This is a genomic window from Mucilaginibacter flavidus (genome assembly GCF_024055575.1).
GTDB classification, from domain to species: domain Bacteria; phylum Bacteroidota; class Bacteroidia; order Sphingobacteriales; family Sphingobacteriaceae; genus Mucilaginibacter; species Mucilaginibacter flavidus.
On record NZ_JAMXOE010000002.1, the window covers coordinates 350,984 to 374,814 of the forward strand.

The 23,831-nt window shown below is 42.8% G+C and carries 16 protein-coding genes; 7 read left to right on the plus strand and 9 right to left on the minus strand.

Translation table 11 applies throughout. From position 1 onward, the window contains the following. Positions 1-3 precede the first annotated feature (3 nt). The 3 genes from NAF19_RS05880 to NAF19_RS05890 all read left to right on the plus strand — a co-directional run bounded on the left by NAF19_RS05880 (position 4) and on the right by NAF19_RS05890 (position 8,238). Complete coding sequence (locus tag NAF19_RS05880) at positions 4-1,551, plus strand: RagB/SusD family nutrient uptake outer membrane protein (protein WP_252788887.1); 1,548 nt, start codon at positions 4-6, stop codon at positions 1,549-1,551. Between the two features lie 70 nt (positions 1,552-1,621). Continuing rightward, positions 1,622-4,924 (plus strand): VCBS repeat-containing protein, encoded by a 3,303-nt coding sequence (locus tag NAF19_RS05885; protein ID WP_252788888.1) that lies wholly within the window; start codon positions 1,622-1,624, stop codon positions 4,922-4,924. A gap of 17 nt (positions 4,925-4,941) precedes the next feature. Beyond that, positions 4,942-8,238: an FG-GAP repeat domain-containing protein gene (locus tag NAF19_RS05890; protein ID WP_252788889.1), complete on the plus strand. Its 3,297-nt coding sequence runs from the start codon at positions 4,942-4,944 to the stop codon at positions 8,236-8,238. An 11-nt stretch (positions 8,239-8,249) separates the two neighbouring features. Here NAF19_RS05890 and NAF19_RS05895 read toward each other — a convergent pair whose 3' ends face one another. Then, positions 8,250-9,185, minus strand: a complete 936-nt coding sequence (locus NAF19_RS05895) for a GyrI-like domain-containing protein (protein WP_252788890.1) — start codon at positions 9,183-9,185, stop codon at positions 8,250-8,252. Positions 9,186-9,508: 323 nt separating this feature from the next. Between NAF19_RS05895 and NAF19_RS05900 the strand changes: the two genes are divergently transcribed. After that, positions 9,509-10,840, plus strand: a complete 1,332-nt coding sequence (locus NAF19_RS05900; RefSeq protein ID WP_252788891.1) for a vanadium-dependent haloperoxidase — start codon at positions 9,509-9,511, stop codon at positions 10,838-10,840. Positions 10,841-10,912: 72 nt separating this feature from the next. Here the strand turns inward: NAF19_RS05900 and NAF19_RS05905 are convergent, their stop codons facing one another. From NAF19_RS05905 to NAF19_RS05925, 5 genes are all read right to left on the minus strand, one after another. Next, positions 10,913-11,557, minus strand: coding sequence for a bifunctional 4-hydroxy-2-oxoglutarate aldolase/2-dehydro-3-deoxy-phosphogluconate aldolase (locus NAF19_RS05905; RefSeq protein WP_252788892.1), 645 nt, complete (start codon positions 11,555-11,557; stop codon positions 10,913-10,915). Position 11,558: 1 nt separating this feature from the next. Then, positions 11,559-12,527 carry a 2-dehydro-3-deoxygalactonokinase gene (locus tag NAF19_RS05910; RefSeq protein WP_252788893.1) on the minus strand — a complete coding sequence of 323 codons (969 nt, stop codon included), beginning with the start codon at positions 12,525-12,527 and terminating at the stop codon, positions 11,559-11,561. Positions 12,528-12,575: 48 nt separating this feature from the next. Continuing rightward, a complete protein-coding gene (locus tag NAF19_RS05915; protein ID WP_252788894.1) occupies positions 12,576-13,622 on the minus strand; it encodes a threonine aldolase family protein in 1,047 nt (348 codons plus the stop codon). Between the two features lie 6 nt (positions 13,623-13,628). Then, complete coding sequence (locus tag NAF19_RS05920; RefSeq protein WP_252788895.1) at positions 13,629-14,870, minus strand: S41 family peptidase; 1,242 nt, start codon at positions 14,868-14,870, stop codon at positions 13,629-13,631. A gap of 70 nt (positions 14,871-14,940) precedes the next feature. Beyond that, entirely contained in the window at positions 14,941-15,756 is an 816-nt protein-coding gene (locus NAF19_RS05925) for an AraC family transcriptional regulator (RefSeq protein WP_252788896.1), read from the minus strand. A 371-nt stretch (positions 15,757-16,127) separates the two neighbouring features. On the opposite strand from NAF19_RS05925, the gene NAF19_RS05930 reads away from it, so the two are divergent. The 3 genes from NAF19_RS05930 (at position 16,128) to treA (ending at position 19,746) form a co-directional block, all read left to right on the plus strand. Continuing rightward, positions 16,128-16,319 (plus strand): hypothetical protein, encoded by a 192-nt coding sequence (locus NAF19_RS05930; protein ID WP_252788897.1) that lies wholly within the window; start codon positions 16,128-16,130, stop codon positions 16,317-16,319. 91 nt (positions 16,320-16,410) lie between these two features. Then, positions 16,411-17,742 (plus strand): sigma-54-dependent transcriptional regulator, encoded by a 1,332-nt coding sequence (locus tag NAF19_RS05935; RefSeq protein ID WP_252788898.1) that lies wholly within the window; start codon positions 16,411-16,413, stop codon positions 17,740-17,742. 429 nt (positions 17,743-18,171) lie between these two features. Beyond that, the gene (gene treA, locus NAF19_RS05940; RefSeq protein WP_252788899.1) at positions 18,172-19,746 is read left to right on the plus strand and encodes an alpha,alpha-trehalase TreA; all 1,575 of its coding nucleotides are present in this window, start codon (positions 18,172-18,174) and stop codon (positions 19,744-19,746) included. Positions 19,747-19,858: 112 nt separating this feature from the next. Here treA and NAF19_RS05945 read toward each other — a convergent pair whose 3' ends face one another. From NAF19_RS05945 to NAF19_RS05955, 3 genes are read right to left on the minus strand one after another with little or no spacing between them, the layout of a single operon-like run. Then, positions 19,859-21,193 carry a c-type cytochrome domain-containing protein gene (locus NAF19_RS05945; protein ID WP_252788900.1) on the minus strand — a complete coding sequence of 445 codons (1,335 nt, stop codon included), beginning with the start codon at positions 21,191-21,193 and terminating at the stop codon, positions 19,859-19,861. Next, the gene (locus NAF19_RS05950; protein WP_252788901.1) at positions 21,190-22,299 is read right to left on the minus strand and encodes a twin-arginine translocation signal domain-containing protein; all 1,110 of its coding nucleotides are present in this window, start codon (positions 22,297-22,299) and stop codon (positions 21,190-21,192) included. Before NAF19_RS05950 ends, NAF19_RS05945 begins: the two co-directional genes overlap by 4 nt. Before the next feature lie 14 nt (positions 22,300-22,313). Next, positions 22,314-23,828: a DUF1501 domain-containing protein gene (locus tag NAF19_RS05955; protein WP_252788902.1), complete on the minus strand. Its 1,515-nt coding sequence runs from the start codon at positions 23,826-23,828 to the stop codon at positions 22,314-22,316. Between the last annotated feature and the right edge of the window lie 3 nt (positions 23,829-23,831).

Sequence of the window (23,831 nt, forward strand, 5' to 3'; positions counted from 1 at the left end):
GATATGAAAAAATTAACAGTAAAAATTGGAACGACATGCATGGCTGTGCTTTTAATCACATCCATGAGTTGCACAAAGCTGAACGAAACGGTTTACGGATCGAAAACCGTAAGGACAGGGAATGGTTCTGTATCTGATCTTGCCGGGGTTTACAACCAGCTGAACGGACAGACCAACCAGGCAAATACGTATGCCTTACAGGAGCATCCAACAGATGAAATGATGGGCCCCACCCGCGGGACAGACTGGGGAGATTTTGGAACGTGGCGTAAACTGCACACACATTCGTGGGACCAGTTTCACCAGCAGATCAGCGATACTTGGGATGAATTAAACACAGGTGTTTTTCGCGCCACACAGGTTATTACAGCTTCAGGGGTATCTACCCAGGTGAAAGCCGAAGCCAGCTTTTTAAGGGCATATTTTATGTTCCAGGTAGTCGATCTTTTTGGCCAGGCGCCATTCAGGGATCCGGCTGGAGCATCGGATGCTAACCCTTCAGTTTTTACCCGCAGCGCGGCTACCGATTTTATTATTAAGGACCTTGAGTTTGCAGAAGCCAATCTTACCACACCAGCTGACATTGGCCATGCCGGCAAAGCTGCTGCCGATGCGCTTTTAGCTAAGGTTTACCTGAATAAAGCAGTTTACACAGCATCAGCGGTTGGCGGGCCATTTACATTTACGCCTGCCGATATGAGCAAAGTAATTGAATATTCAAATAAAGTTATCAGCAGCGGCGACTATCAGCTAACCGCACCCGGTAAATATTTCACAAATTTTTCGTGGGATAACACAACTTTGAGTCATGAAATAATATTTGGCCGCGTTAATACAGCAACAAACGCGCCTGCTAATGCTCACAACAGGTGGAGAATGACAATGCACTATAACCAAAGCCCAAGTAGTTGGAACGGGTTTACAACGCTGTCGGATTTTTATGGCAGTTTTGAACCAACTGATGAACGCCTTGGTGGAAATTATCCGGGTATGACTGATTTGAACGGATTGAAAACAGGATTTCTTATAGGCCAGCAATATGGACCTGGAAATGTAGCGCTTAAACAGCGGGGTGGGCAGCCACTGATTTTTACTCCTAAAGTTGATTTGAATTATTCAACTGAAGCACAGGGTATCAGGGTTATTAAATACTTACCACACCCTGCCGCTGATGGATCAGTAAACGATGATAATGCTACAAATGCCTATGTATTGCTTCGCTACAGCGATGTGTTGTTAATGAAAGCAGAAGCTATTATGAGAGGTGGCACCGATCCGTTGGGTAAAACACCATTAGCAATTGTAAACGATTTAAGGACAGACCGTGGAGCTTCAGCTTTAACCGCTGTTGACGCCACTGCCATGCTTGCCGAAAGAGGCCGGGAGCTTTATTGGGAAGGCTGGAGAAGAAATGACCAGATCAGGTTTGGTAAATTCAATGATCCTGTTGACCAGCGGCCTACAAAAAGCGCTGCGTTCAGGACGGTTTACCCTATCCCGCAACGTGCTGTGGATTCAAACCCTAACCTGAAGCAAAATACTGGTTATTAATATATTGAGAAAAGTTGATTGAAGAGAGCGTAGCGAAATTTATTTCGCTACGTTTGTTTTTTCCCCGGTTATGCCAAATAAAAATTTGCCGTTTTTTATTATTCTTTTTGCTGCCTTACTTTCATGCCATACTAATAAAAAGCCAACCTTATTCACTTTGCAAAACAATGCTGATATTGGCATAAACTTTATCAATGAGCTTAACGACCAGGGGCGTACCAACGTTTTTGTATTTAGAAACTACTATAATGGCGGCGGCGTTGCTATTGGCGATTTAAATAACGATGGACTGAACGATGTGTTTATGACATCGAACCTGGGCAGTAACAAACTTTATATTAACAAAGGCAACTGGAAGTTTGATGATGTTACCGAAAAGGCTGGTGTAAAAGGTACAAAATACTGGAGTACTGGCGCAACTATGGTTGACATAAATGGCGACGGCTGGCTTGATATTTACGTTTGCCACAGCGGCAACGGTCCCGACAAGTCGCGCGGTAACGAATTGTTTATCAACCAGCACGATGGCACGTTTAAAGAAGAAGCTGAAAAATATGGCCTGGCCGACAATGGACTGTCGACCCAGGCCATATTTTTTGATTATGACAACGACGGCGACCTGGATTGTTTTGTACTCAACAATTCATTCAGGCCTATTGCTACGTTTGATTTTACCAAAAACCTGAGAACGGTAATTGACAAATTAGGAGGCGCACGCCTTTACCGGAATGACAATGGCCATTTTACTAATGTTACCAAAGAAGCAGGCATATACTCGAGCGATATTGGTTTCGGGCTTGGCGTTTCGGTGGTTGATATTAACCAGGATGGCTATCCGGATATTTATGTTTCGAACGATTTTTTCGAACGCGATTACTTATACATCAACCAAAAGAACGGCACATTTAAGGAAGAGATACAGGACGAAACAGGGCACCTCAGCCTGGCCTCGATGGGGTCAGATATTGCTGACATTAACAACGATGGTCAGTATGACATCTTTACAACCGAAATGCTGCCCGAAGGCGATAAACGGCTTAAAAAGATGACAGCCTTCGAATCGTACGACGAACAAAAATTGAAACAGCGCGACGGCTACTTTAACCAGTACACACAGAATTGCCTGCAGCTGAATAATGGGGATAACACCTTTTCGGAAATTGCCTTTCACAGTGGCATAGCAGCCACCGACTGGAGCTGGGGCGCATTGATGTTTGATATGAATAATGATGGCTGGAAAGATATTTTTGTATGCAACGGCATTTATAAGGACCTTACCGACCAGGATTATATTGAGTTCCTATCTAATAAAGACAATATGAACAAGGTTAGGGATAAAAAGAAGTTTGACTTTGCGGATTTTACCAAAAGGATGACGTCGACACCCTTATCAAACTATGCATTTTTAAACAATAAGGACCTGACTTTTTCAAATAAAGCCGAAGATTTTGGCCTGGCCACGCCATCGTTCAGTAACGGCGCTGCTTACGCCGACTTGGACAATGACGGCGACAATGACCTGATTGTTAACAATGTAAACATGCCGTCATTTATCTACAAAAACAATTCCGATGCGACGTTGCATCACTTCATTCAAATAAAATTACAGGGCGAAGGCTTAAACCGGTTTGGCATTGGCAGCACAATTAAAGTATTTAACAAAAACACCTCGCAAATATATTACAACCAGCCAACGCGTGGTTTTCAAAGCTGCACTTCGCCAAATTTAATTACCATTGGTTTGGGCAATAACACAACGGTCGATTCAGTGCAGGTGATTTGGCCCGGTGGCAAATATGAGGTGGTAAAAGGCCTTAAAGTAAACAAAGCCTACACGTTTAAAATCGCAAACGCTTTATTAAAGTATAACTTCGATAAAAAGCCGGTAAAACCTATTTTCAAAGAAACTGCAAAAAGCCTGTTCGACAGCATACCGCGGCACATTGAAGATGACTTTGTTGATTTTGACAACGAAAAACTGATGCTTCAAAAGCTATCTGTCGAGAACCCTTATATGGCATCGGGCGATATAAATAATGACGGTTTAAAAGACTTCTATTTTGGCGGCTCAAAAGGAAACCATGCCTCAATTTACATCCAGCAAAAAAACGGGCACTTTAAGCAATATGTGCCGGAGGATTTTGAAAAGGCAAATTATCTTGAAAATGCAGGCGCCGTATTTGGCGACTTTGATAACGACGGCGATGAAGATTTGATTGTTGCTGTTGGCGGTAATGCCGACGAAGCGGGCACTCCAATTTACTTCCCGAGGTTTTATGAAAACGATGGAAAAGGCCATTTAAAATGGGACCAAACCAGAACTATCCATGCAGCGGTGAATGCTTCAGTAATTACAGCCTGCGACTATGATAAAGACGGCAGTCTGGACCTGTTTATCGGTGGCCGGAGCGTGCCTGGATTGTATGGATCTTTCCCAAAATCGTATGTGTTTCACAACGATGGCAAAGGACATTTTACCGATGTATCCGCAAAAGTATTTGGAAATGATACCAGGCTGGGAATGGTGACCGCTGCCCAATGGATTGATTTGGACAACAATGGTTTTGCCGATTTAGTGGTTACCGGTAATTGGATGGGTATAAAAATATTTATGAATAACAACGGTGGGTTTACGGAAGACAAACAGCTGGATAATTACAAAGGCTGGTGGAGCAGCCTTGAGGTAGCAGATGTTGACGGTGACGGCAAACCTGATATTATTGCCGGCAACTTAGGCACCAATAGTAAATTCAGGGCCTCGTTTACCGAGCCGATGAAAATTTATGTAAAAGATTTTGATAATAACGGCACTAAGGAATGTGTTACATCAATGTATAAATCGGACCACGTGGAGTACACGTTTAACATGAAACAGGATTTGGTTGGGCAAATGCCCCTGTTTAAAAAACGCTTCCTTAACTACATTGATTATGCGGGCAAACCCTTTACGGAAGTGTTTACACCCGATATGCTTGATAGCTGCGAAGTGCATCAAATGACGTACCTGCAATCGGCAGTTTTTTTCAATAATGGTAAAAGTAAATTTATATGTAAGCCGATGCCGGCCAGGGCACAGTTTGCGCCGATAAACACTATCCTGGCTGATGATATTGACCACACCGGCAAAAATACTTTGCTAATGGCAGGTAATTTTTTCGATTTTAAACCCGAGATTGGAAGGCTTGATGCAGGGTATGGGTTAATGTATAAATATGTCAACAATCAATTTGTGTATGCCGACCCATCGCAAAGCGGGATAATGATAAAAGGGCAGGTTCGGTCATCGCTTGTTATAAAAAGTAGCACAGGCGCTAAAACGTATCTTTTTGGGTTAAACGACGATAAGCTTAAGGCTTTTCAGCTTAACAAATAGCCTGTAACAATAGTAAAATGAAGCCAGTTGCACTAATTATAGGTTTAGGTATTGCCTGTGTGTTATCAGCATGCAGCCATAAAAAACCGGTTGAAAGCATATTTAGGCTACTGCCGGCAAGCGAAACACATATCGACTTTGTTAATAAAAATACCCCGACTGATTCAGTTAATATCCTTGATTATTTATACTTCTACAATGGCGCCGGTGTGGCATCGGCCGATTTTAACAACGATGGCTTGCCCGACCTGTATTTTGTATCAAACCAGGGCCCAAACAAACTATATCTGAATAAAGGTAAACTTCAGTTTGAAGACATTACCGCAAAAGCCGGAGTGGCCGGCACCGGCGATTGGAAAACCGGCGTTACCGTAGTGGACATAAACGGCGACGGACTGAAAGATATTTATGTAACCGTGGTTTCCGGCTATCATGGCTTTAAAGGGAAAAATCAGCTTTACATCAACAATGGCGATTTAACCTTTACGGAGAGTGCGGCTAAATATGGGCTAGATTTTGAAGGGTTTTCCACCCAGGCTTCTTTCACTGACTATGACAAGGACGGTGATTTGGACATGTTTTTGCTCACATCGTCGGTTCATAGTAATGACACCTACGGCGATTCTTCGCAGCGCTTCAAATACAGCCACAATGCGGGTGACCACCTGTTTAGAAACGATGGCGGCCATTTTACCGATGTCACTGCGGGTTCGGGAATTTATGCCGCGCCGATAGGTTATGGGCTTGGTGTTAGCGTTGGTGACTTAAACAATGACGGTTGGGACGATATTTATGTAAGCAATGATTTTTTTGAGCAGGATTACTACTATATCAATCAACACAACGGGACTTTCAAAGAACAGTTAAAAAGCGCCTTTGGCCATACCAGTCTTTTCTCGATGGGTAACACCATGAGTGATATCAATAAAGACGGGCAACTGGATGTGCTATCGACTGATATGCTGCCCGAAGATATGAAGGCGCTGAAATCAACCATAAATGATGAGCCTTTGGATATTTATAACCAGGAGGTAAATGCCGGTTTTTATTATCAATACTCAAAAAACTGCTTACAACTCAATGTTGCCAACGGCAAGAAATTTGTCGACATAGCCCTGTATTCAGGAGTGTCGGCTACAGATTGGACATGGTCGCCATTGGCGCAGGATTTTGACATGGATGGACGCAAGGACCTGTTTTTTTCGAACGGGATAAAAAAGCGGCTGAACGACATGGACTACCTCAAGTATCTTGGTGACCCAAACACCATCAGGCAATACAAGTCGGAGAGAAAATTTGACCGCCAGAAAATCGACATGATGCCGGATGGCGCCGTGCACAACTTTTTATACAAGGGCAGCGATAGCTTGAAGTTTACTGACGTTTCACTTACCAACGATATGCAAAAGCCATCTATTTCCTCGGGCTCTATAGCTGTTGATTTGGATAATGATGGCGACCTGGAAATCGTAACAAATAACATGGATGAACCGGCGTCGGTATATCAAAACCTTTCCATCGAAAATCATAGTGAAAATAAACCTGCTTACCTAAAATACGCGATAAAATATAAAGCAGGCAATATTGACGGCATCGGGACGAAGTTTTTTATGAAATCAACCTCGCAGGTCGACCACCAGGAAATTCAAACCAGCAATGCCTACGAAAGCGGGCAAAGCGCAGAACTCACTTTTACATTTTTACCCAATGATAAACCCCGCGAACTGATGGTTGTTTGGCCTGATAACTCGTACCAGGTAATTAGTAACTTTACACTAAGTAAAAAAGCCGTTCTAACATATAACGCTGCAAACACTAAAACAACTGACAACACCTCGGGTTTAATTGCCAGTTTTTTAAGCGATAAAAAATTGTTTGACTATACGATGCCGGCGGTTAAAACCCTGGCGGCCATTAAAACCTTTGAAACGCCTGATTTTAATTACAATTACCTGTTGCCGCATTGTTATTTGCCGCATACCCCGGCTGTTGCAGTGGCTGATGAAAACAGTGATGGCTATGATGATATTTATGTGGGGGGCGTCCCTGGTGAAGAAAAATACCTGCTTACAGGCAATAAAGATGGAAGCTTTACCAAAGTACCGGTCGCGGCTTTTAACCAGGGTGATGGCGATGCTGATGCAAAGTGGGTAGATGTAAACGCGGATGGAAAGCCCGATTTACTGGTGCTGAGCTCAAACCATCCATTTGCCGATGCGGGCAACTTATTACCGCCGCGATTATATATTAACAAAGGCAATAACCAATTCGAAAACAAGCTGCTGCCAAAGTTGTCAGGCCGGTACGCAAAACTATTTTTGTACGATTTTAACGGCGACGGTTTGCCGGATGTGTTTTTATCCGGCGCCGTTTCATTCAGGAACTATACCGCGCCTTCAACATCTGTTATCTTGATTAATAAGGGCAATGGAAATTTTGAAGCAATAACAAACAGTAAATTTGATCAGCTTACCAATATCAAATACTTAACAAGTATTACCTCGGTGGATATTGACCACAATGGCGAGAATGATATTGTAGTTACCGCCGAGTGGCAGCCTGTAAGTATTTTCCTGAGTAAAAATCACCAATTAGCCAAGTTTTCGTCGACACTATTGGACGGGATGACAGGCTGGTGGCAATCGGCATTAATTACTGATTTGGATAACGATGGGAAACCTGATTTGATTGCGGGCAATTGGGGGTTAAATAATAAATTCAACGTTTCAGAATCAACGCCTTTATTTGCCTACAACAACGATGTGGACAACGATGGCAGAAATGACCTGTTGCTATCTTATAGTTATAAAGGAAACTACTACCCCTTCAGGCCCAAAAACGACCTGGAGCAGGAGTTACCATACCTGAAAAAGGATTGGCTGAGCTATCAAAAAATGGCGGACAAAACAACCGGGGAAATATTTAAGGATAAGCTTGACGAAAGTAAAAAACTTACTGCCAATACTTTTGAGAGTATATTTATAAGCGATATATTACATGCAAAAACCGTTAAAGTATTACCGTTTGCCTACCAGCAGGCGCCCATAAAATCAGTTATAGCCTCGGGGAAAAATGATGTTATTATCAACGGTAATTTTTGGGGAGTGGTGCCATACGAGGGTAAATATGACGCTCTTGGACTAACCGATTTAAGTTTCGATAATAAAAAGGATGATTTTAAAACACCCCGTTATTGGGTTAACCCTGCTTTTAATTTCCAGGAAATTACTTACCTGCAACCCATTAAAACGGCCGGTAAAACCGAATACCTGGTGCTTACTTATGACGGCAGGCTGCTTTTAGTTAATCAATAATAGCCGCGCCTTTAAAAAATCGGGCAGTAAATTTTTGTGATCCATTTGGAGGTATCCTGCTCGGTCATGCGGTTTGTTATCAACGATTGGTAGGGCATCGCCGGCGATACCAAGCTGTGGTCCTTCCGGTAAGTATCGAGCGAATTGATAGCGGATTGCACGGTATTTGGTCCGCCTTTTACTTCCGCTACAAGTATGTTCCCTAAAACCATTTTGTTTATTGATGTTTTCCCGCTTGTGTTAATTACCTTGTCGATGGGGATACCAACCATTACCCCGAATTCGTTTGCACCGGATTGATGTACATTTAGCATCGGTGGGCCCATTTCAACCCCTTTTTGTTGTACAACCTGTTGCTTAAGTACGGCAATCATTTTGTATACCTGTTGCATATCCGGGGAGTGATTTAAAATAGTGTTGGTGGTAAGTATCACCGAATCTTTTACTTTCTGAACGCTTACATCAATTTGGTAAACTTTTTTGTCGTCATCTAAAAATTGCTTAAGGCGCTGCAAAACTTCGTCCAAATTTTTCGTTAGGTCGACTACTTCTTCGTATTGTTTTATCCTTTTAAAAGGATTCAGGCTGCTCTTTAGGGTAGCTGCCCAGGTTATCGTGGTGCTTTCTTTATCTACGGCAATAAAGGTGATATTGGTGTTAATTGTGTCCTGGTCACCAACTGTAACGAACGAAGGCCCGCTATTGCTTAGTTTAATAAGGCGATAAGTTTTGTCGTGGTATTGGTAGGTTTTACCGTCTGTTAATTGTTGGCCGGGCCACCAGGTTTTCCAACCTGTATTCGAAGTTAAGAAATCAGCGGCATGGTGTTCGGCAGTTTTAACTACTACAGAGCCACTCGCCAAAATAGTTGATGGAATATAAATATAAATGCCGGCGAAAAAAACTACTACAAGGACTAATAGTACCCAGAAAAAACGTTTGATCATTACAAAACAGGAGAATAAGTATGAACAAAAATAACCATATCGAAGCGAAAAGTCGGCATCAAAACTACATTTCGCATAAATAAAAGCGAATGTTTAAAGTTGGGAAAAACTCATTTACCGGTATTTTGCAATTTGCCAAAATCAAACGTTTGCGCATAGCTTTATGATGGTAAAGAACATCGAAATCATTTTCGTAATAGCGACTTAAACATATATATTAGTGGTGCTAATTAAACCACTTTAAACCAGTACACGCGACAATTATTTTGGCAGATTTATAGCAGATTTTGTGGCAACATACGGTTGATTTAAACTATTTATAAATGAAATATTATGTATTCGGCGTTGTAGTGTTTTTTACATTTCTTGCGTCCTGTAGAAAGCCCGACTATGAAAAAATTATACATAACCCTGTGCTGTTTAGCCAGGCCGTGCATGAACTGAACAGCGTGGTAATGGGCAACAACTTTTCGCCGGTTGTAGCCTCGCGCAATTATGCCTACGCAAACGTTGCTGCCTACGAGGTGATTGCTGCGGGCTACCCGAACCAGTACCGTACCTTATGCGGACAGCTAAACGGATTTCAAACCGTGGCGAAACCACAGCCAAACGAGAAAATAGATTTTGAATATGCTGCATTGCTGGCTTTTTGCAGGGTGGGGCAGGCTGTAACTTTCCCGGAGGGGAGTATGAAATATTATATCGATAGCCTGCATAAGCTGGCGGCAGACCATGGCATGCCGGGCGATATGATAGCCGGCTCCGAAGATTATGCGAAAAGGGTAGGGCTGTCGATAATGAAATGGAGCAAAGGCGATAATTATTTAAAAACCCGCAGCGCCTCTAAATATTCTGTAAAAAACATACCCGGTAGATGGGTGCCGACTCCACCATCGTATGCGGCGGCTGTTGAACCGCACTGGAGCGAGATCAGAACTATGGCGATGCATGACGCCAACCAGTTTGATGTGGCGCCCCCGCCTGCATTTAACGTAACCGATAAGCAAAGCAAATATTACCAGGAGGTTGCGAGCATGATTGATGTATCAGGCAAATTAACCCCCGAACAAATTCATATTGCTGATTTTTGGGACGATAATCCCGGAAAATTAAATGTGATGGGCCACGTAATGTTTATTACAAAGAAGTTTTCGCCGCCCGGTCATTGGATGAGTGTTACAGGAATTGCAGCCGAGCAGGCTAAAGCCGATTTCCCTACAACGGTTTATGCCTATGCAAAAACTTCAATTGCTTTATTTGACGCTTTTATTGAATGTTGGGCCGCAAAGTTTAAAAATGCAACGGTAAGACCCGAAACGGTTATCGACAAATATTTTAATCCGGATTGGCGGCCCCACCTGCAAACTCCGCCATTTCCGGAGTACACCTGCGGGCATTGTACAATATCTGCCGCTGCTGCCGAAGTGTTAACGGATGTATTTGGCGACAACCTGGCTTACAAAGATACTTCAGAACTTGAGTTTGGCATTAAAAGCCGCACATTTAAGTCCTTCCGCCAGGTAGCAGACGAAACCTCATGGTCCAGGTTTTACGGCGGGATACATTTCCGAAATTCAACAGTAGTGTCTTCAGCTTATGGTAAAACGCTTGGCGACAGCATTGTACACAAATTACATATGAGGAAAAAAGATTAGAGTCTATATTAAATAGGAAAGGCATGTTCGTTATGGAGTGAGGCGGGTGGTACCTATTAACCGGCAGGGCCGTTACTTTAAATATGCCTGGTATTTTTCTCTAAAGTTGCCGTATATTTTTTCGAGGACCTCCCAATTTTTATTTTTTATAATGTCAGCCGGGAAAAGATGGCTGCCGATGCCAACACCTTTCGCTCCGGCGGCTAAATAGCCGGTAAAATTTTCGAAATTGATGCCACCGGTGGGTATCAATTTAATATGGTTTAACGGCGCCAATACTTCTTTGATGTATCCCGTGCCTAATGCCGTTGCGGGGAAAACTTTAACCAGGCTCGCTCCCAAGGTCCAGGCCTTGTAAATTTCTGAAGGTGTATACGCTCCGGGGAATATGGGAATCTGCTCGTTTACACAGGCTTTTATAACGTCTTCATTGATAACCGGCGCTACTATAAATTGGGCATTTGCTTTTAATGCTTTTTCGAGGTCATGCATACTGCAAACTGTGCCGGCACCGATGTTGAGCCGGCCACCATAAGCTTTAGCAAGTTCATAGATGTTTTCTTCGGCCCCCGCCGAATTCATAGTAACCTCGAGACAGCTAAAACCCGATTTATGGTAAGTTTGAGCAATGGCTTCAACCTGGTCTGCAGGTAAATTGCGCATGATGCCTACAACGGGCAACGCATCAAAAAGCTCCCATGAAAATTTCGCGTTCATATTACTTTTGTTTCTGGTGGTATATTTTAAAATGTGCCCTTGCAACAGCATCATCAACCCATTGGGCTGGGTAAGTTTTCAGCTGTTGTGATAGCCCTAAGCATTCAAATGCAGTGGGATAGTACTGTGCAAGTTTTGAGCCGCATAACAGGTGGATTTTTTTTGCGGTTCTTATTGCCGGATCTGTTAGTTCAGCGCCTATTAATAAGCCGCTTAGAAAATTAAAATTTTCCGCCTTATTGTACTTGGTGAACAAATTGTTTGTACGGACTCTAAATGCAGCGGAAAGCAAACCGTTACTTGCACCTTCTTCAACGCCTGCTTTAAAACTAGTCAATTGGCCTGGGTTTTCTATATCAGCTGTTTTTTCAACAGACCCGCTCAGAATGCTTTTTTGCGACAGTAGCTCAAAAAAATCGCCGGTCATAAATGTTTTAAATGCGGTGACCTGGTTTTTATTTATACGAATGTGCTTTGAATGTGTACCCGGAAAAATAAAAATTTCGTCATTTATAACGGTTTGCATCGGGTCGATACAGCCTATTAACTGTGTTTCTTCGCCCCGCATTACATCATCTGCGCTTTTTACTCCCGAGACTAAATTTTTTTTATGATTAAAACCTGCAGTTGCGGGCAGATAATGCGTCGTAAGATTGCTGCCTGATAAATCAAATGGCAATTCGCTATACGGCAATTCCATAATCCCGATGGAGGAAGAGGCCATGCCCGAAGCAATTACCGGAACACCATCCAGGTTTAAATTAAGCTTTTTTTCGATAGCTATAATTTGCAGGCTGAGTACATCAAGATAAAAAACCTCGCGGGGACTTTCGGTCGTCTTCCACTGCGCAAAAGTATCAGCAATACCTTGATCCGAACTTTCCCTGGCAATGATTTCTCCGCTAACCGCATCGACCAACATTAACCTGAGCGCGCTTGTACCCCAATCGCAGCTTAAAAAGTAGTTCATATTTTATGCCTGTGGTTTTTACTGTGTACCCGCCCTGTTAAATATATATCATGTTGTCTGCGCGATTAAAAGCCGCAGTTTATCAACAAAAACCTTTATTTCTTCTTCTGTTGTATTAAACGAAATCATTAACCTATACTCGTTTTTCTCTTCGTTCCATTCATAAAAACTCGAAAATTCCTGCGTTTTATCGTAAACCTTTGCCGGGAGTGTAACAAACACCGCATTGGTTTCCACCGGTTGCGTGAACGTTATCGCCGGGATGTTTGCAAGCGAATTTTTCAGCAGGATTGCAAGTTTATTACTATGTTCTGCAACTTCCTTCCATAAACCACCACGCAACAAAGTATCAAACTGCACAGCGATAAACCTGTTTTTTGATGCCAGCTGCATACTCCTTTTCAAATTGTATTTATGCGAGCCGGGCTTATCGGTATTAAAAAAGATAACAGCCTCGCCAAACATGAGCCCGCTTTTGGTGCCGCCAAGTGTCAGGATGTCGACTCCAGCGTCGGCGCTTATTTGTTTCAAAGTAGCATTTAAAAAAACAGCCGCATTGAAAAACCTGGCCCCATCAACATGCAGCAGCATGCCATTATCGGTGCATACCTGTTTAATTGCTTTCAGTTCATCTAAAGTATAAACAGTGCCGTATTCGGTAGGCTGAGTTAATGATATAACTTTGGGTTGCGGGTGGTGCACATCGCCAAAGCGCTTGATTTTGCTTTTTAGATCGGCCAGCACAATTTTGCCATCCACGTGGTCCACCGGGTACATTCTGCATCCTATAAAAGTTTCGGGTGCGGTTGATTCATCGACCAGCAAATGGGCTACTTCGGTACAAAATATCGAGCTGAATTTTTCTGTTACCGAACCTATGCCGAAGTTGTTAGCGCCGGTGCCGTTAAAGGCGAAATACACGTCTATATCTTCGCCAAAGTGCTGCTTGAAAAGTGCGACGGTTTCTTTGGTATAGGTGTCGTTTCCATAAGATGGTGCGCTGCCGAAGTTTGCCTTTGCCAATGCGTCCATAATTTGTTGATGGACACCCGCATAATTTTCGCTCGAGAAGTTTATTTTTCCGTGATAAGTCATATTCACTTATTTAGTTTTATTACTTAAAAATGCCAACGCCCGGTTCAAAATCACATCGCCGCCGGCGCCTGGTTTTTGTTTGGTTACATCAGCCACAATTGTTGGTTTATACAGTTCACGAGGTAAGCCGCTAACATGATAAAGCCTTTCAGTTGGTATATTAAACCCAATTTTCGTGTTCGGCATCCTGAAACTTTCAACCGAGCCGTTTAGCCTCGCCAGCGTGGTGCCAATAACAGTTGCCCTCTTCATTCCGTCGAAACCGATGGTTATGCCCTCGGCTATACTGCCTGTCCAATGATCGGCAAGTATAACCAAAGGTTTTGTATAAGTTATACCACGGGGCGATACAATTTCTTCCCAGCTGCGTTTTATGCCGGTTTCTTTTTCCTCGGCGTAATACTCGTGCTTCTGGTAAAAATGTTCAGCAGTTATAAATCGCCCTAAAATAGCGCGTGCAACCGATGTATTGCCACCGCTTGGCGTTTCGCGCATATCAATTATCAATGCTTTGGTCTGTAGCAGCTTGTTTAGTACACTGTCAAATTTCGCGATTATGCTGTTATCAAATAAAAAATTGTTCACTTTTATATACCCCACTTCGCCAATTATTTTCGACTCGACCATCTCCTGATATTTCACATGCTCCAGCATTAGTTCATCCTTATCGGGGTAATAATCTTTAACACCATCGTTATTTTTTAGGGAGATAACCCGTTTGGTAACATGGTCGCCTGCCAAGAGCAAACGCAGCGCATAGTTTTTAGCCTCTATATCGGCAGTATGTGCTAAAAAAGGCAATAAAGCCTGGTTTACGGGTACACCATTTACAGCAACTACTTCCATTCCGGCGGTTATCCCCACTTTTTCGGCGCCGAAGCCTTTGCGTACTTCTGTTACTATGGCCCTGCCACTGTGAAATTCGGCCCAAATGTCTGCACCGGTGGGCACCAGGCGGCGTGATAAATCAGTATTAGTCCCGGGGGAAATGTGGTGGTCGTAAAGTTCATTCAGTACTTGTTCAATTATTGTCACAAACGAGTTGCGGGTGGTCACCGTATCTATCTGTGGTGCATAAATGGTTTTTACTTTATTCCAGTCGATAGGTTTTTTGTTGAAATAACAGTAGTTGCTGTCAATGGTATTCCATAAATAGTCAAAATCCTTGCGGTAGGCCGATGGGTTATTGGTTTGTGCAGATGCTGTTATAGTGCTAAACAGCAACGCGATTAATACTAACTTTTTCATGTACTTATAATTTGTACAACAAAAGTAGCAGGCAGGAACTTCAAGCTATTGTATGATATTGCAACAGGTTTTAAACCGACGATTGATACGCAATAGGCGAGGTGCCGGTAAATTTTTTAAAATGCTTGCAAAAATGGGCTGTATCGTAAAAGCCAAGGTCGATGGCTACGCCGAGCAGGTTTACGCCATCGGCCAGCATTATCTTGCTTTTCTCAATCTTTTTTAAAATCAGGTAATTGTTCGGGGTTAAGCCGGTTTGGAATTTGAAAAGCCGCAGAAACTTAAATTTGTCTAAACCAAGCTGGTCGGCGGCATCTTGCAATGAAAACTTTTCGAAATGGGTCTCATCCAGGTAATTGTCAAACATTGCGGTGATTTTCTCGTGTCCGTGCTCATCAACAATAGTACCATGCGTTAAGGCCATCATTTTCAGCGCATCGGTGAGCTGCTTTTCATAACTGTTTCCGGAATAGCCTGATTTTATTTTAAGCGATACCTGGTGAAGCTCCGCAAAAATCACGTCGTCGTGAATCACCTTTTCTTTAAACTGCAGGTTTTTTAGGTTGTTAGCATATTCAAAAAAATCGGCGGTGAGGTAAAAGGTAAAAAAACTGCGTGCATCGGCCTTTACGCAGGGGTTGGCGTGAATTTCGTGCGGATTGGTAACCAGTATCGTTCCCTTTACGGCACTTACGCTTTTATCGCTCAACTTTGTTTCAAATACGCCCTCGTATACCAGCGAAATATTGTACGTCGGATGAAAATGGAACGGGAACGGCGTATTGTAATTTACAGCATCCAGCGCTTCAAGCCCATCTATTAAAGGTAACTTATAATAATTTGATGACGACATACTTGGCTGAGTAACCGTGTGCTGTAATTTCAAAAGTACAAATAATTGAGCATCCCTGAGACATCGGAAGGACAAAGTTAGTCGGATAAAAAAAATGTCATTTCGAACGATAGTGAGAAACCTTTTACGCCTTACATTTTCGCATGCTTAGCCTGCGGACAAGTTTTCTCCTCGTACCTCGAAATGACATATTTCTTATATCAATCAATTACCGTTTTGAAAACATCACCCTTCCGAAATGAAACGCTATTCATTTTTATGCAAAGCCGCGTCAATTCATAAAAACCATGTTTACAAGGTTTAAAGTAATATTTACTTATGCCGGCTTAAATATGGCATACATTTAGCACACTCCCCACGTGCCAGGTTTCACAACCCGGCCATATTTATAAATATCGAAGAAAATGACAGCATTTTATATCGTGCTTAAAGTAAGCGCATTGTTGGCAATAATTATACTCCCCTTATTCGGCCCTAAAAAGAAGAAAACACCATTGCCGCAAGGCCTGAGCGATTTATCTGTAAATGAAAACGGTTTGCTGGAGGTTTACACGGTTGATAATATCGAACATCACCCCGTTCAAAAACATCATTAATAGCATAGGTAAGCCATAACGCATGTTTGTTTAAATAATCCCCGTTAAATTCAATAGTTTTGAATGCAATATCACCTTCTAAAAATCAGCAATGCAAAAAAGCGTATTAATTATCGACGATGAAGCAAAATTACGGGGATTGCTTAGCCGTATCATCGAGATGGAGGGTTACAGGGTGTTGCAGGCTGGTACCGCCCGCGAAGGACTAAAACTACTGGATGCGGAAATTATCCATGTGGTATTGAGCGATGTAAAATTGCCCGATATTAACGGCGTCGAACTGGTAAAACATGTAAAAGAAAAAAGCCCTTATGCGGAGGTAATATGCCTTACTGCCTATGGTACGATACAAGATGGCGTAACCGCCATAAAAAACGGCGCTTTCGATTACATCATTAAAGGCGACGATAATGAAAAGATTTTACCCCTGGTTTCAAAGGCCTTCGAGAAAGCAAGCCTGCAGTATAAACTTTACGAGCTTGAAAATAAGATCATCAATCAACACAGCTTTGATGGTATTTTAGGAAGTTCCGCTCAAATAAAAGATGCCATTAACCTCGCACGCAAAGTTTCAGCAACCGATACCACTGTGTTATTATTAGGCGAAACGGGCACCGGCAAGGAAGTTTTTGCCCAATGTATTCACTACAACAGCAACCGCAAGAGCAAAAGTTTTGTAGCGGTAAATTGCAGCGCATTCTCGTCCGAATTGCTGGAAAGCGAATTATTCGGTTACCGCGCCGGGGCGTTTACGGGAGCACAAAAAGACAAAAAAGGCCTGGTTGAAGAAGCCGATGGCGGTACCCTGTTTCTGGATGAAATAGGGGAGATGAGTATAGATCTGCAGGCTAAACTGCTGCGTGTCCTTGAATCGGGCGAGTTTATTAAAATAGGGGATACCAAAACCCAAAAGATTAATGCCCGCATACTTGCCGCCACCAATCGCAATTTGCAGGATGAAATAGAAAAAGGCCGTTTCAGGCAGGATTTGTTTTACCGGTTGTCGGTTTTCACTATTTACCTGCCTTCGCTAAATGAACGTACCGAAGACATCAAACCGCTGGCCGGGCATTACCTTAAACTCTACGCGGCAAAAACCAACCCCAGGATAAAAAACATCGACGCCGGCTTGTTAAAAAAACTGGAGAGCTATAACTGGAAGGGCAATGTGCGGGAACTGAAAAATTTAATTGAGCGCGCGGTTATTTTATGTGATGGTGACACGCTTACAGCAAACCTTTTGCCTACCGGATATGACGCCCAACCCGAATCGGGCGGAACTGTTTTTGAGTTGTCGGCCGTAGAGAAAAACCATATCCGAAAAATATTGCAATACACCAAAGGCAACAAAACCGAAGCCGCCCGGCTGATGAACATTGGCCTTACCACGCTTTACCGAAAGATTGAGGAATACCAACTATAGCTTTCACAGCGTTCCGGGTGTTCCACGTGCAAAAATGGAACGCTTTGCGTGTTCGAAACCCTTCGCTATCCAGTTCACAGTGTTAATACCTTACTTTTACAACCATTTGATTTATAAATATTTATGTAAATAAAAATCGAAATTATGTTAACACTGTTAATACCTTATCGCGCTTGCTATTCATGTGATAGTAAGTGTTCAGAAGATCGAAAAGGTCAATTTGTGATTCTGAATGCAATGAAAAACTACCTCTTGAATGTGTCGAAAAATCTTATACAATTGACATTTCGTCGCTCTACTTGAAACTCAATCACTAACCATTTGAATTTAAGCCTAATTGTATTAAAATATTTTTTAACTTACCAGTGTTTTACCAGGCTATGCCTTACTGCCTGCATCAATCCCAATCTATACAACCTCTTAAATACCATGGTACCTTTAAAAAAAACATCATTAGTTTTATTATTTGCGTTTTTTTCAGTCGCAGCGTTTTCGCAAATCCAAACTCCCAGGCAACTGTTCCCGAGCCTGTTTGAAGCAGTTCAGCTTTCTGATATATTTCCCGACAATAAAACTTTTGTTGATGCCAACCCACTTATTGAGCCTTCGCTAATAATTAAGTACTATAACAGCCAAAAAGACAAGCCCGGGTTCGACCTTAAAAAGTTTATCCTGGCAAATTTCAATGTTCCCCTGGCCAACGGCAATGTTTTTAAAAGCGACGTATCTGCCGGCATACGCAAGCACATTGATACGCTGTGGCAGGTGCTTTATCGCAAACACGATACTGTATCAAAATACTCGTCATTAATCCCGCTTCCAAACGATTTTATAGTACCCGGCGGCCGTTTCAGGGAAACATATTACTGGGACTCATACTTTACCATGCTTGGCCTGCAGGAAAGTCACAAAATTGTTATCATAAAAAACATCATTAACAATTTCGCTTACATGATTGATAAGTTCGGCTTTATACCAAACGGAAACCGCACTTATTACCTTACACGTTCGCAGCCACCATTTTTTTCGATGATGCTGGATTTGCTGGCGAAAGATGAGGGCGAAAAAACGCTCGTTACCTATCAGCCTGAATTATTAAAAGAATATGAGTTCTGGATGAAAGGCGCCGAAACCCTTAAGCCCGGGCAGGCGTACCGCAACAGCGTAAGAATGGATGAAGGCGAAATTTTAAATCGCTATTGGGACGAGTCGGACAAGCCCCGCGAAGAATCATACAAAAAGGATATTGACGCTGCTAAAGAAACCACGCAAAAACCTGGCGATTTTTTCCGCAACATCCGGGCCGCGGCGGAGTCGGGCTGGGATTTCAGCACCCGTTGGATGGATACCACCGGTAAATTAAGCACCATAAAAACTACAGAAATTATCCCTGTTGACCTTAACTGCCTGTTATATCACTTAGAAACTACTATAGCACAGTCATACCTGCTACAAGGCAACGCTGGCAAACAACAGGCTTATCTTGCAAAAGCAACGTCGCGCAAAAATGCGATTCAAAAATATTGCTGGAGTGAGAAAGAGAGCTGGTTTATGGATTACAATTTTAAACTAAAGCACACCACCGCTTTCCGCACGCTGGCCGGCGTTTATCCTCTCGAGTTTAGCCTCGCCGATGCCAGGCAAGCTATAAAAGTAGCCGCCGGGTTAAAGGCGGATTTTTTTAAACCAGGGGGCCTGGTTACCACGGGCAACCGTTCTGGCCAGCAATGGGACAGCCCAAATGCATGGGCACCATTACAATATATGGCAATTGATGGTTTAAATAAATATAATCAAACCGGCCTTGCCCAGTCAATAGCTCAAAGCTGGATAGGTACGAATATGCGGGTGTTTGAAAGCACGGGCAAGCTGATGGAAAAATATAACGTCATCGACACCGACATAAAAGCTGGCGGCGGCGAATACCCGTTACAGGATGGCTTCGGGTGGACCAACGGCGTATTGCTTAACCTGGTTAATAAATATCATACAGATAATCAGTAGGTTGATTACCCTTTGTAAGAACCGCTCCATATAAGGCTACATTTTAGGATAAGATAATCCGATGATCTGTATTTTTAGCGCCATCGAACATAAATTTTCATGCATCAAAAAATCAATTTACTTGCCTCACGCCTGTACCCCAGGTATAAATTCTTTTAATGGCCGGGTTCTTTTTCAAATTAATAACAGCAGCATCCGTGATTTTTGTTTCATTTAAATTAACGGCTTCCAGGTGTTTTAATGCTATGAGGTTATTGCTTACCTGGTCGGTCAGCGGGTTCTTTTCGAGCCGCAATTTTTCAAGGTTTGTAAACAGCTTGAGAAATGAAAGGTCACCGTCAGTAAAGTTATTACCCGATATATTGAGCCAGACAATATTTTTGGCAAGGGGGATAACATCGTTCTTAAATTCCGCAGCTTTTATTACCGAACCGACCGGGAGTGTTATATCAAGCATCAGCGGTTTTCTCAGCATCACCCTTACCATCAACCCTTTTTTTCTTAACTGACCGATAAGCGATGTATCAGTAACCATGGGGATATCCGGATTAGTGACTTGTGCAGATACACGTTCATCTGCAGCCGGTAAAACAACTCCACCAATTCCCAGGTAGGTTGCCAGTTCCGGTATTATTATGTTTATATTTTTGAGCTCTGCAATTCTTTTGCCGCTAATTGCGTCGCCATTTTCTATCCACCATTTTATAATTTTTACTTCTGATTTTGTAAGGGGCGTTTTACCATCTTTAGGCATAAAATCCTTATTATCCGGATCGAGGGTTATCCGTTTATACAATTCACTTGCATTTAGTTTTCCCGGGGCTACTGCCGGTCCGCTTTTACCTCCTTTACGAAGAGTTTGCAGCGATTCAACAGATAAATTCCCTTTTAACTTTCCGTCGCGGTGGCATTGCGAGCATTTATTTTGCAGAATGGGCTGCACAACGTCTTCAAATATTATGGCGCTATCGACGCTGGTTGGCTTGTCACGTACCGTCCTTGTTAAGGTTTGCATAGTCAGATAATCGTTGCCATGAGTAAGGCTTGCGCCCTGGTGCCCACTATAGCTCATGAGCGCAACGAGGCCTACCAGAATAATAGAAAATAATTTACCCGGGATGAACGCCATTTTCCCCGAATGATCAGTTGCCATAAAATATAATATCCCCGAAATAATGGCAAGGGTGATACCTGAAAACTCATGATGCCTTAATACATTTTGATCGTAATCGCCTGATGTGGAGAGAATATATCCAAAAACACAGGCCAAAACAGCCGATATAAAACCCATTAGCAAGGCTACAGGCACAGCAGATTTTAAATTTTCATGCTTTTTTGAGTACGATAAAATATTAAAAACTGCGGCCAATAATATAAAGCCTATTGGCAAGTGCACAATAAGCGGATGCAAATGGCCCGAAAACGTGCTGATATTCAAAAAAATCATACACGCGTTAATTTTACCGGGGCTGTATGATAGGCATTCCACTGGCATACATACATATTTTTGTCTTCATCAACGCAAACATCATGACCATGATAAAAAACCGGGTTTACAGCTTGTAATGTTTGCTGTAAAACGCCATTTTTATAAACCGGCGCAGCACCTCCCGGATTTGATATCACTTTGTTATCCGCATCCAAAATTGTTACAAAACCCGAATAGTCAAAACGTTTTCCGGCTGCATCCTTCGACCAGCATACACCGGCATAAACATTTGGTCCATTGATAACTGCACGGCAAACGTACATACCAGGCATATCAATACGTTTAATAAATTTGCCATCAAGCGTAAATACCTTGAAACAATTTTCCTCGCGCGAAGTGCAGATCAGTGTTGGGTTATTTACGTCGCGGGTATCGACGGATACACCGTGCGCATTAATCAAATTATGTTCTGTATTAGCATTGTGGTGCCCGCCAAAATGACGAATATATTGCCCTTTACTGTTGTAATGGATGATATAATCTGAGCCGTATCCATCAGCTACATAAATATCCCCATTAGGTGCTACAGCAGTTTCGGTTGGCTTAAATGGTTCATCATCTTTATAGATACCAATGGTACGGGGGTGGCCAATAGCAAATATCAGCTTACCATCAAGGGTGGTTTTTAGAACCTGGCCCGACTGTCCGTAGCCATTACCTGTTTTGTCAACAGCCCAGCCGCAGTCAGTGAGCAGTAAAAAATCTTCGCCCCCCTCTTTGCTGATGCTTAACCCGTGGCCACCCGGTAAAGCTGTTCCCCAGTAATCTATTAACTTTCCCGATTTATCAAAGATCAGGATGTTATTGTGGATGTGGTCGCCAAGCATAATAAGGCGGCCCTTGCTGTCCTGCACCATTTCGTGGCAGTTAGCCAGCGGTGTATTATTTATACTGATTTTTGCCCAGTTCTTGTCAGCCTTGTAGGTAAAGCCGGCTTGCCCTATAATTTGCTCGTCCGGCTGTTTATCTTTATGTAAAATAGCAAAGCTTCGCTCAGGTGTAGCTGCAACTGCTACAGATGCTATAGCAGAATTGCGAATAAAGTTTCTTCTCGAGTTATCCATGGTTTTTTAAATTATCAGGTTAATATATTTTTTACAACTTTCCCTTCCACATCGGTAAGGCGGAAACGCCTGCCCTGGAATTTATAAGTGAGCCGTTCATGATCAATACCCATCAGGTGTAAAAGTGTAGCATGGAAATCATGAACATGTACCGGATCTTTTACAATATTATAGCTGAAATCGTCAGTTTCGCCATAGGTGATACCGGGCTTAACACCTGCGCCAGCCATCCACATGGTAAAACAGCGCGGATGATGGTCGCGTCCGTAATCATTGGCTGTCAATTTTCCCTGGGAGTATACGGTACGGCCAAATTCGCCTCCCCAAATTACCAGGGTATCCTCCAGCAGTCCACGCTGTTTTAAGTCTTTGATCAAGGCGGCTGTCGCCTGGTCGGTTGCTTTACATTGTTGGGCAATGCCCTTGGGCAAGCTGCTATGCTGATCCCACCCCTGGTGATAAAGTTGCAGGAACTTTACATCTTTTTCAAGCAGCTTACGTGCCAGCAAACAATTGGCGGCGTAAGTACCCGGATCACGGCTATCTGGGCCATACATCTCAAAAGCTTCATTTGGCTCATTAGCTGTACTCATTACTTCTGGCACAGATGTTTGCATCCGGTAAGCCATTTCGTATTGTGCTATTCTTGCATCAACCTCAGGATCGCCGTAGGCCCCATTTTGTAATTTATTAAGTTTTGAGAGGTAATCCAGCATTTCCTTCCGGTCGTTCCCATCGTAACCTTCAGGATTATTTAAAAACAACACCGGGTCTTTTCCCGAACCAAACTGTACCCCCTGGAATTTAGACGGAAGAAATCCATTACCCCACAATCTCGAATACAGTGGCTGATCTTTTTGCCCGTTTTTAGAAACTAATACTATAAAGGTTGGCAAATTATTATTATCCGAACCTAAGCCGTAGCTTAACCACGAACCTATAGATGGCCGGCCGGGAAGCTGGTTACCTGTTTGAAAAAACGTAATCGCCGGATCGTGGTTGATCTGTTCTGAAAAAACTGACTTTACAATACACAGATCATCAACCACCTGTGCTGTATGCGGCATCAGCTCACTCATCCATGTTTGGCTTTGCCCATGCTGGTTAAACTTAAAAAACGATGGCACTACCGGCAGCGAACTTTGATTAGCGCTCATCCCGGTAAGCCGCTGTCCTTTTCGAACCGAATCGGGCAGGTTTTGCCCGGCCATAGTTGCCAGCTTAGGTTTGTAATCAAACAATTCAAACTGAGATGGCCCGCCGCTCATAAATAAATACACTACTCTTTTTGCCTTCGGGGCAAAATGAGGGATTGCCCTTAAAATATCCTGCTCGGTATCACCGGCACTACCGGCCATTGCTGTACCGGATTTGCCAAAAAGACTTTTACCAAATAACGACCCTACAGCTATTGCCCCCAAGCCCATCGCAGTTTTGGTTAAAAACTCGCGCCGTTCAAGCTTCTTATTTAGCTGCTCAAATTCAGGAGTATTGAGCCTAAACTCTTCATCGTGATGGTGATTTGACATAGT

What these genes read in the sequence shown, in the direction of transcription:
- NAF19_RS05930 (WP_252788897.1), top strand. Translation starts at nt 16,128, where the DNA reads ATGACAGCATTTTATATCGTGCTTAAAGTAAGCGCATTGTTGGCAATA.
- NAF19_RS05895 (WP_252788890.1), bottom strand. Translation starts at nt 9,185, where the DNA reads ATGATCAAACGTTTTTTCTGGGTACTATTAGTCCTTGTAGTAGTTTTT.
- NAF19_RS05950 (WP_252788901.1), bottom strand. Translation starts at nt 22,299, where the DNA reads ATGGATAACTCGAGAAGAAACTTTATTCGCAATTCTGCTATAGCATCT.
- NAF19_RS05915 (WP_252788894.1), bottom strand. Translation starts at nt 13,622, where the DNA reads ATGACTTATCACGGAAAAATAAACTTCTCGAGCGAAAATTATGCGGGT.
- NAF19_RS05935 (WP_252788898.1), top strand. Translation starts at nt 16,411, where the DNA reads ATGCAAAAAAGCGTATTAATTATCGACGATGAAGCAAAATTACGGGGA.
- NAF19_RS05890 (WP_252788889.1), top strand. Translation starts at nt 4,942, where the DNA reads ATGAAGCCAGTTGCACTAATTATAGGTTTAGGTATTGCCTGTGTGTTA.
- NAF19_RS05900 (WP_252788891.1), top strand. Translation starts at nt 9,509, where the DNA reads ATGAAATATTATGTATTCGGCGTTGTAGTGTTTTTTACATTTCTTGCG.
- treA (WP_252788899.1), top strand. Translation starts at nt 18,172, where the DNA reads ATGGTACCTTTAAAAAAAACATCATTAGTTTTATTATTTGCGTTTTTT.
- NAF19_RS05955 (WP_252788902.1), bottom strand. Translation starts at nt 23,828, where the DNA reads ATGTCAAATCACCATCACGATGAAGAGTTTAGGCTCAATACTCCTGAA.
- NAF19_RS05880 (WP_252788887.1), top strand. Translation starts at nt 4, where the DNA reads ATGAAAAAATTAACAGTAAAAATTGGAACGACATGCATGGCTGTGCTT.
- NAF19_RS05920 (WP_252788895.1), bottom strand. Translation starts at nt 14,870, where the DNA reads ATGAAAAAGTTAGTATTAATCGCGTTGCTGTTTAGCACTATAACAGCA.
- NAF19_RS05905 (WP_252788892.1), bottom strand. Translation starts at nt 11,557, where the DNA reads ATGAACGCGAAATTTTCATGGGAGCTTTTTGATGCGTTGCCCGTTGTA.
- NAF19_RS05910 (WP_252788893.1), bottom strand. Translation starts at nt 12,527, where the DNA reads ATGAACTACTTTTTAAGCTGCGATTGGGGTACAAGCGCGCTCAGGTTA.
- NAF19_RS05945 (WP_252788900.1), bottom strand. Translation starts at nt 21,193, where the DNA reads ATGATTTTTTTGAATATCAGCACGTTTTCGGGCCATTTGCATCCGCTT.
- NAF19_RS05885 (WP_252788888.1), top strand. Translation starts at nt 1,622, where the DNA reads ATGCCAAATAAAAATTTGCCGTTTTTTATTATTCTTTTTGCTGCCTTA.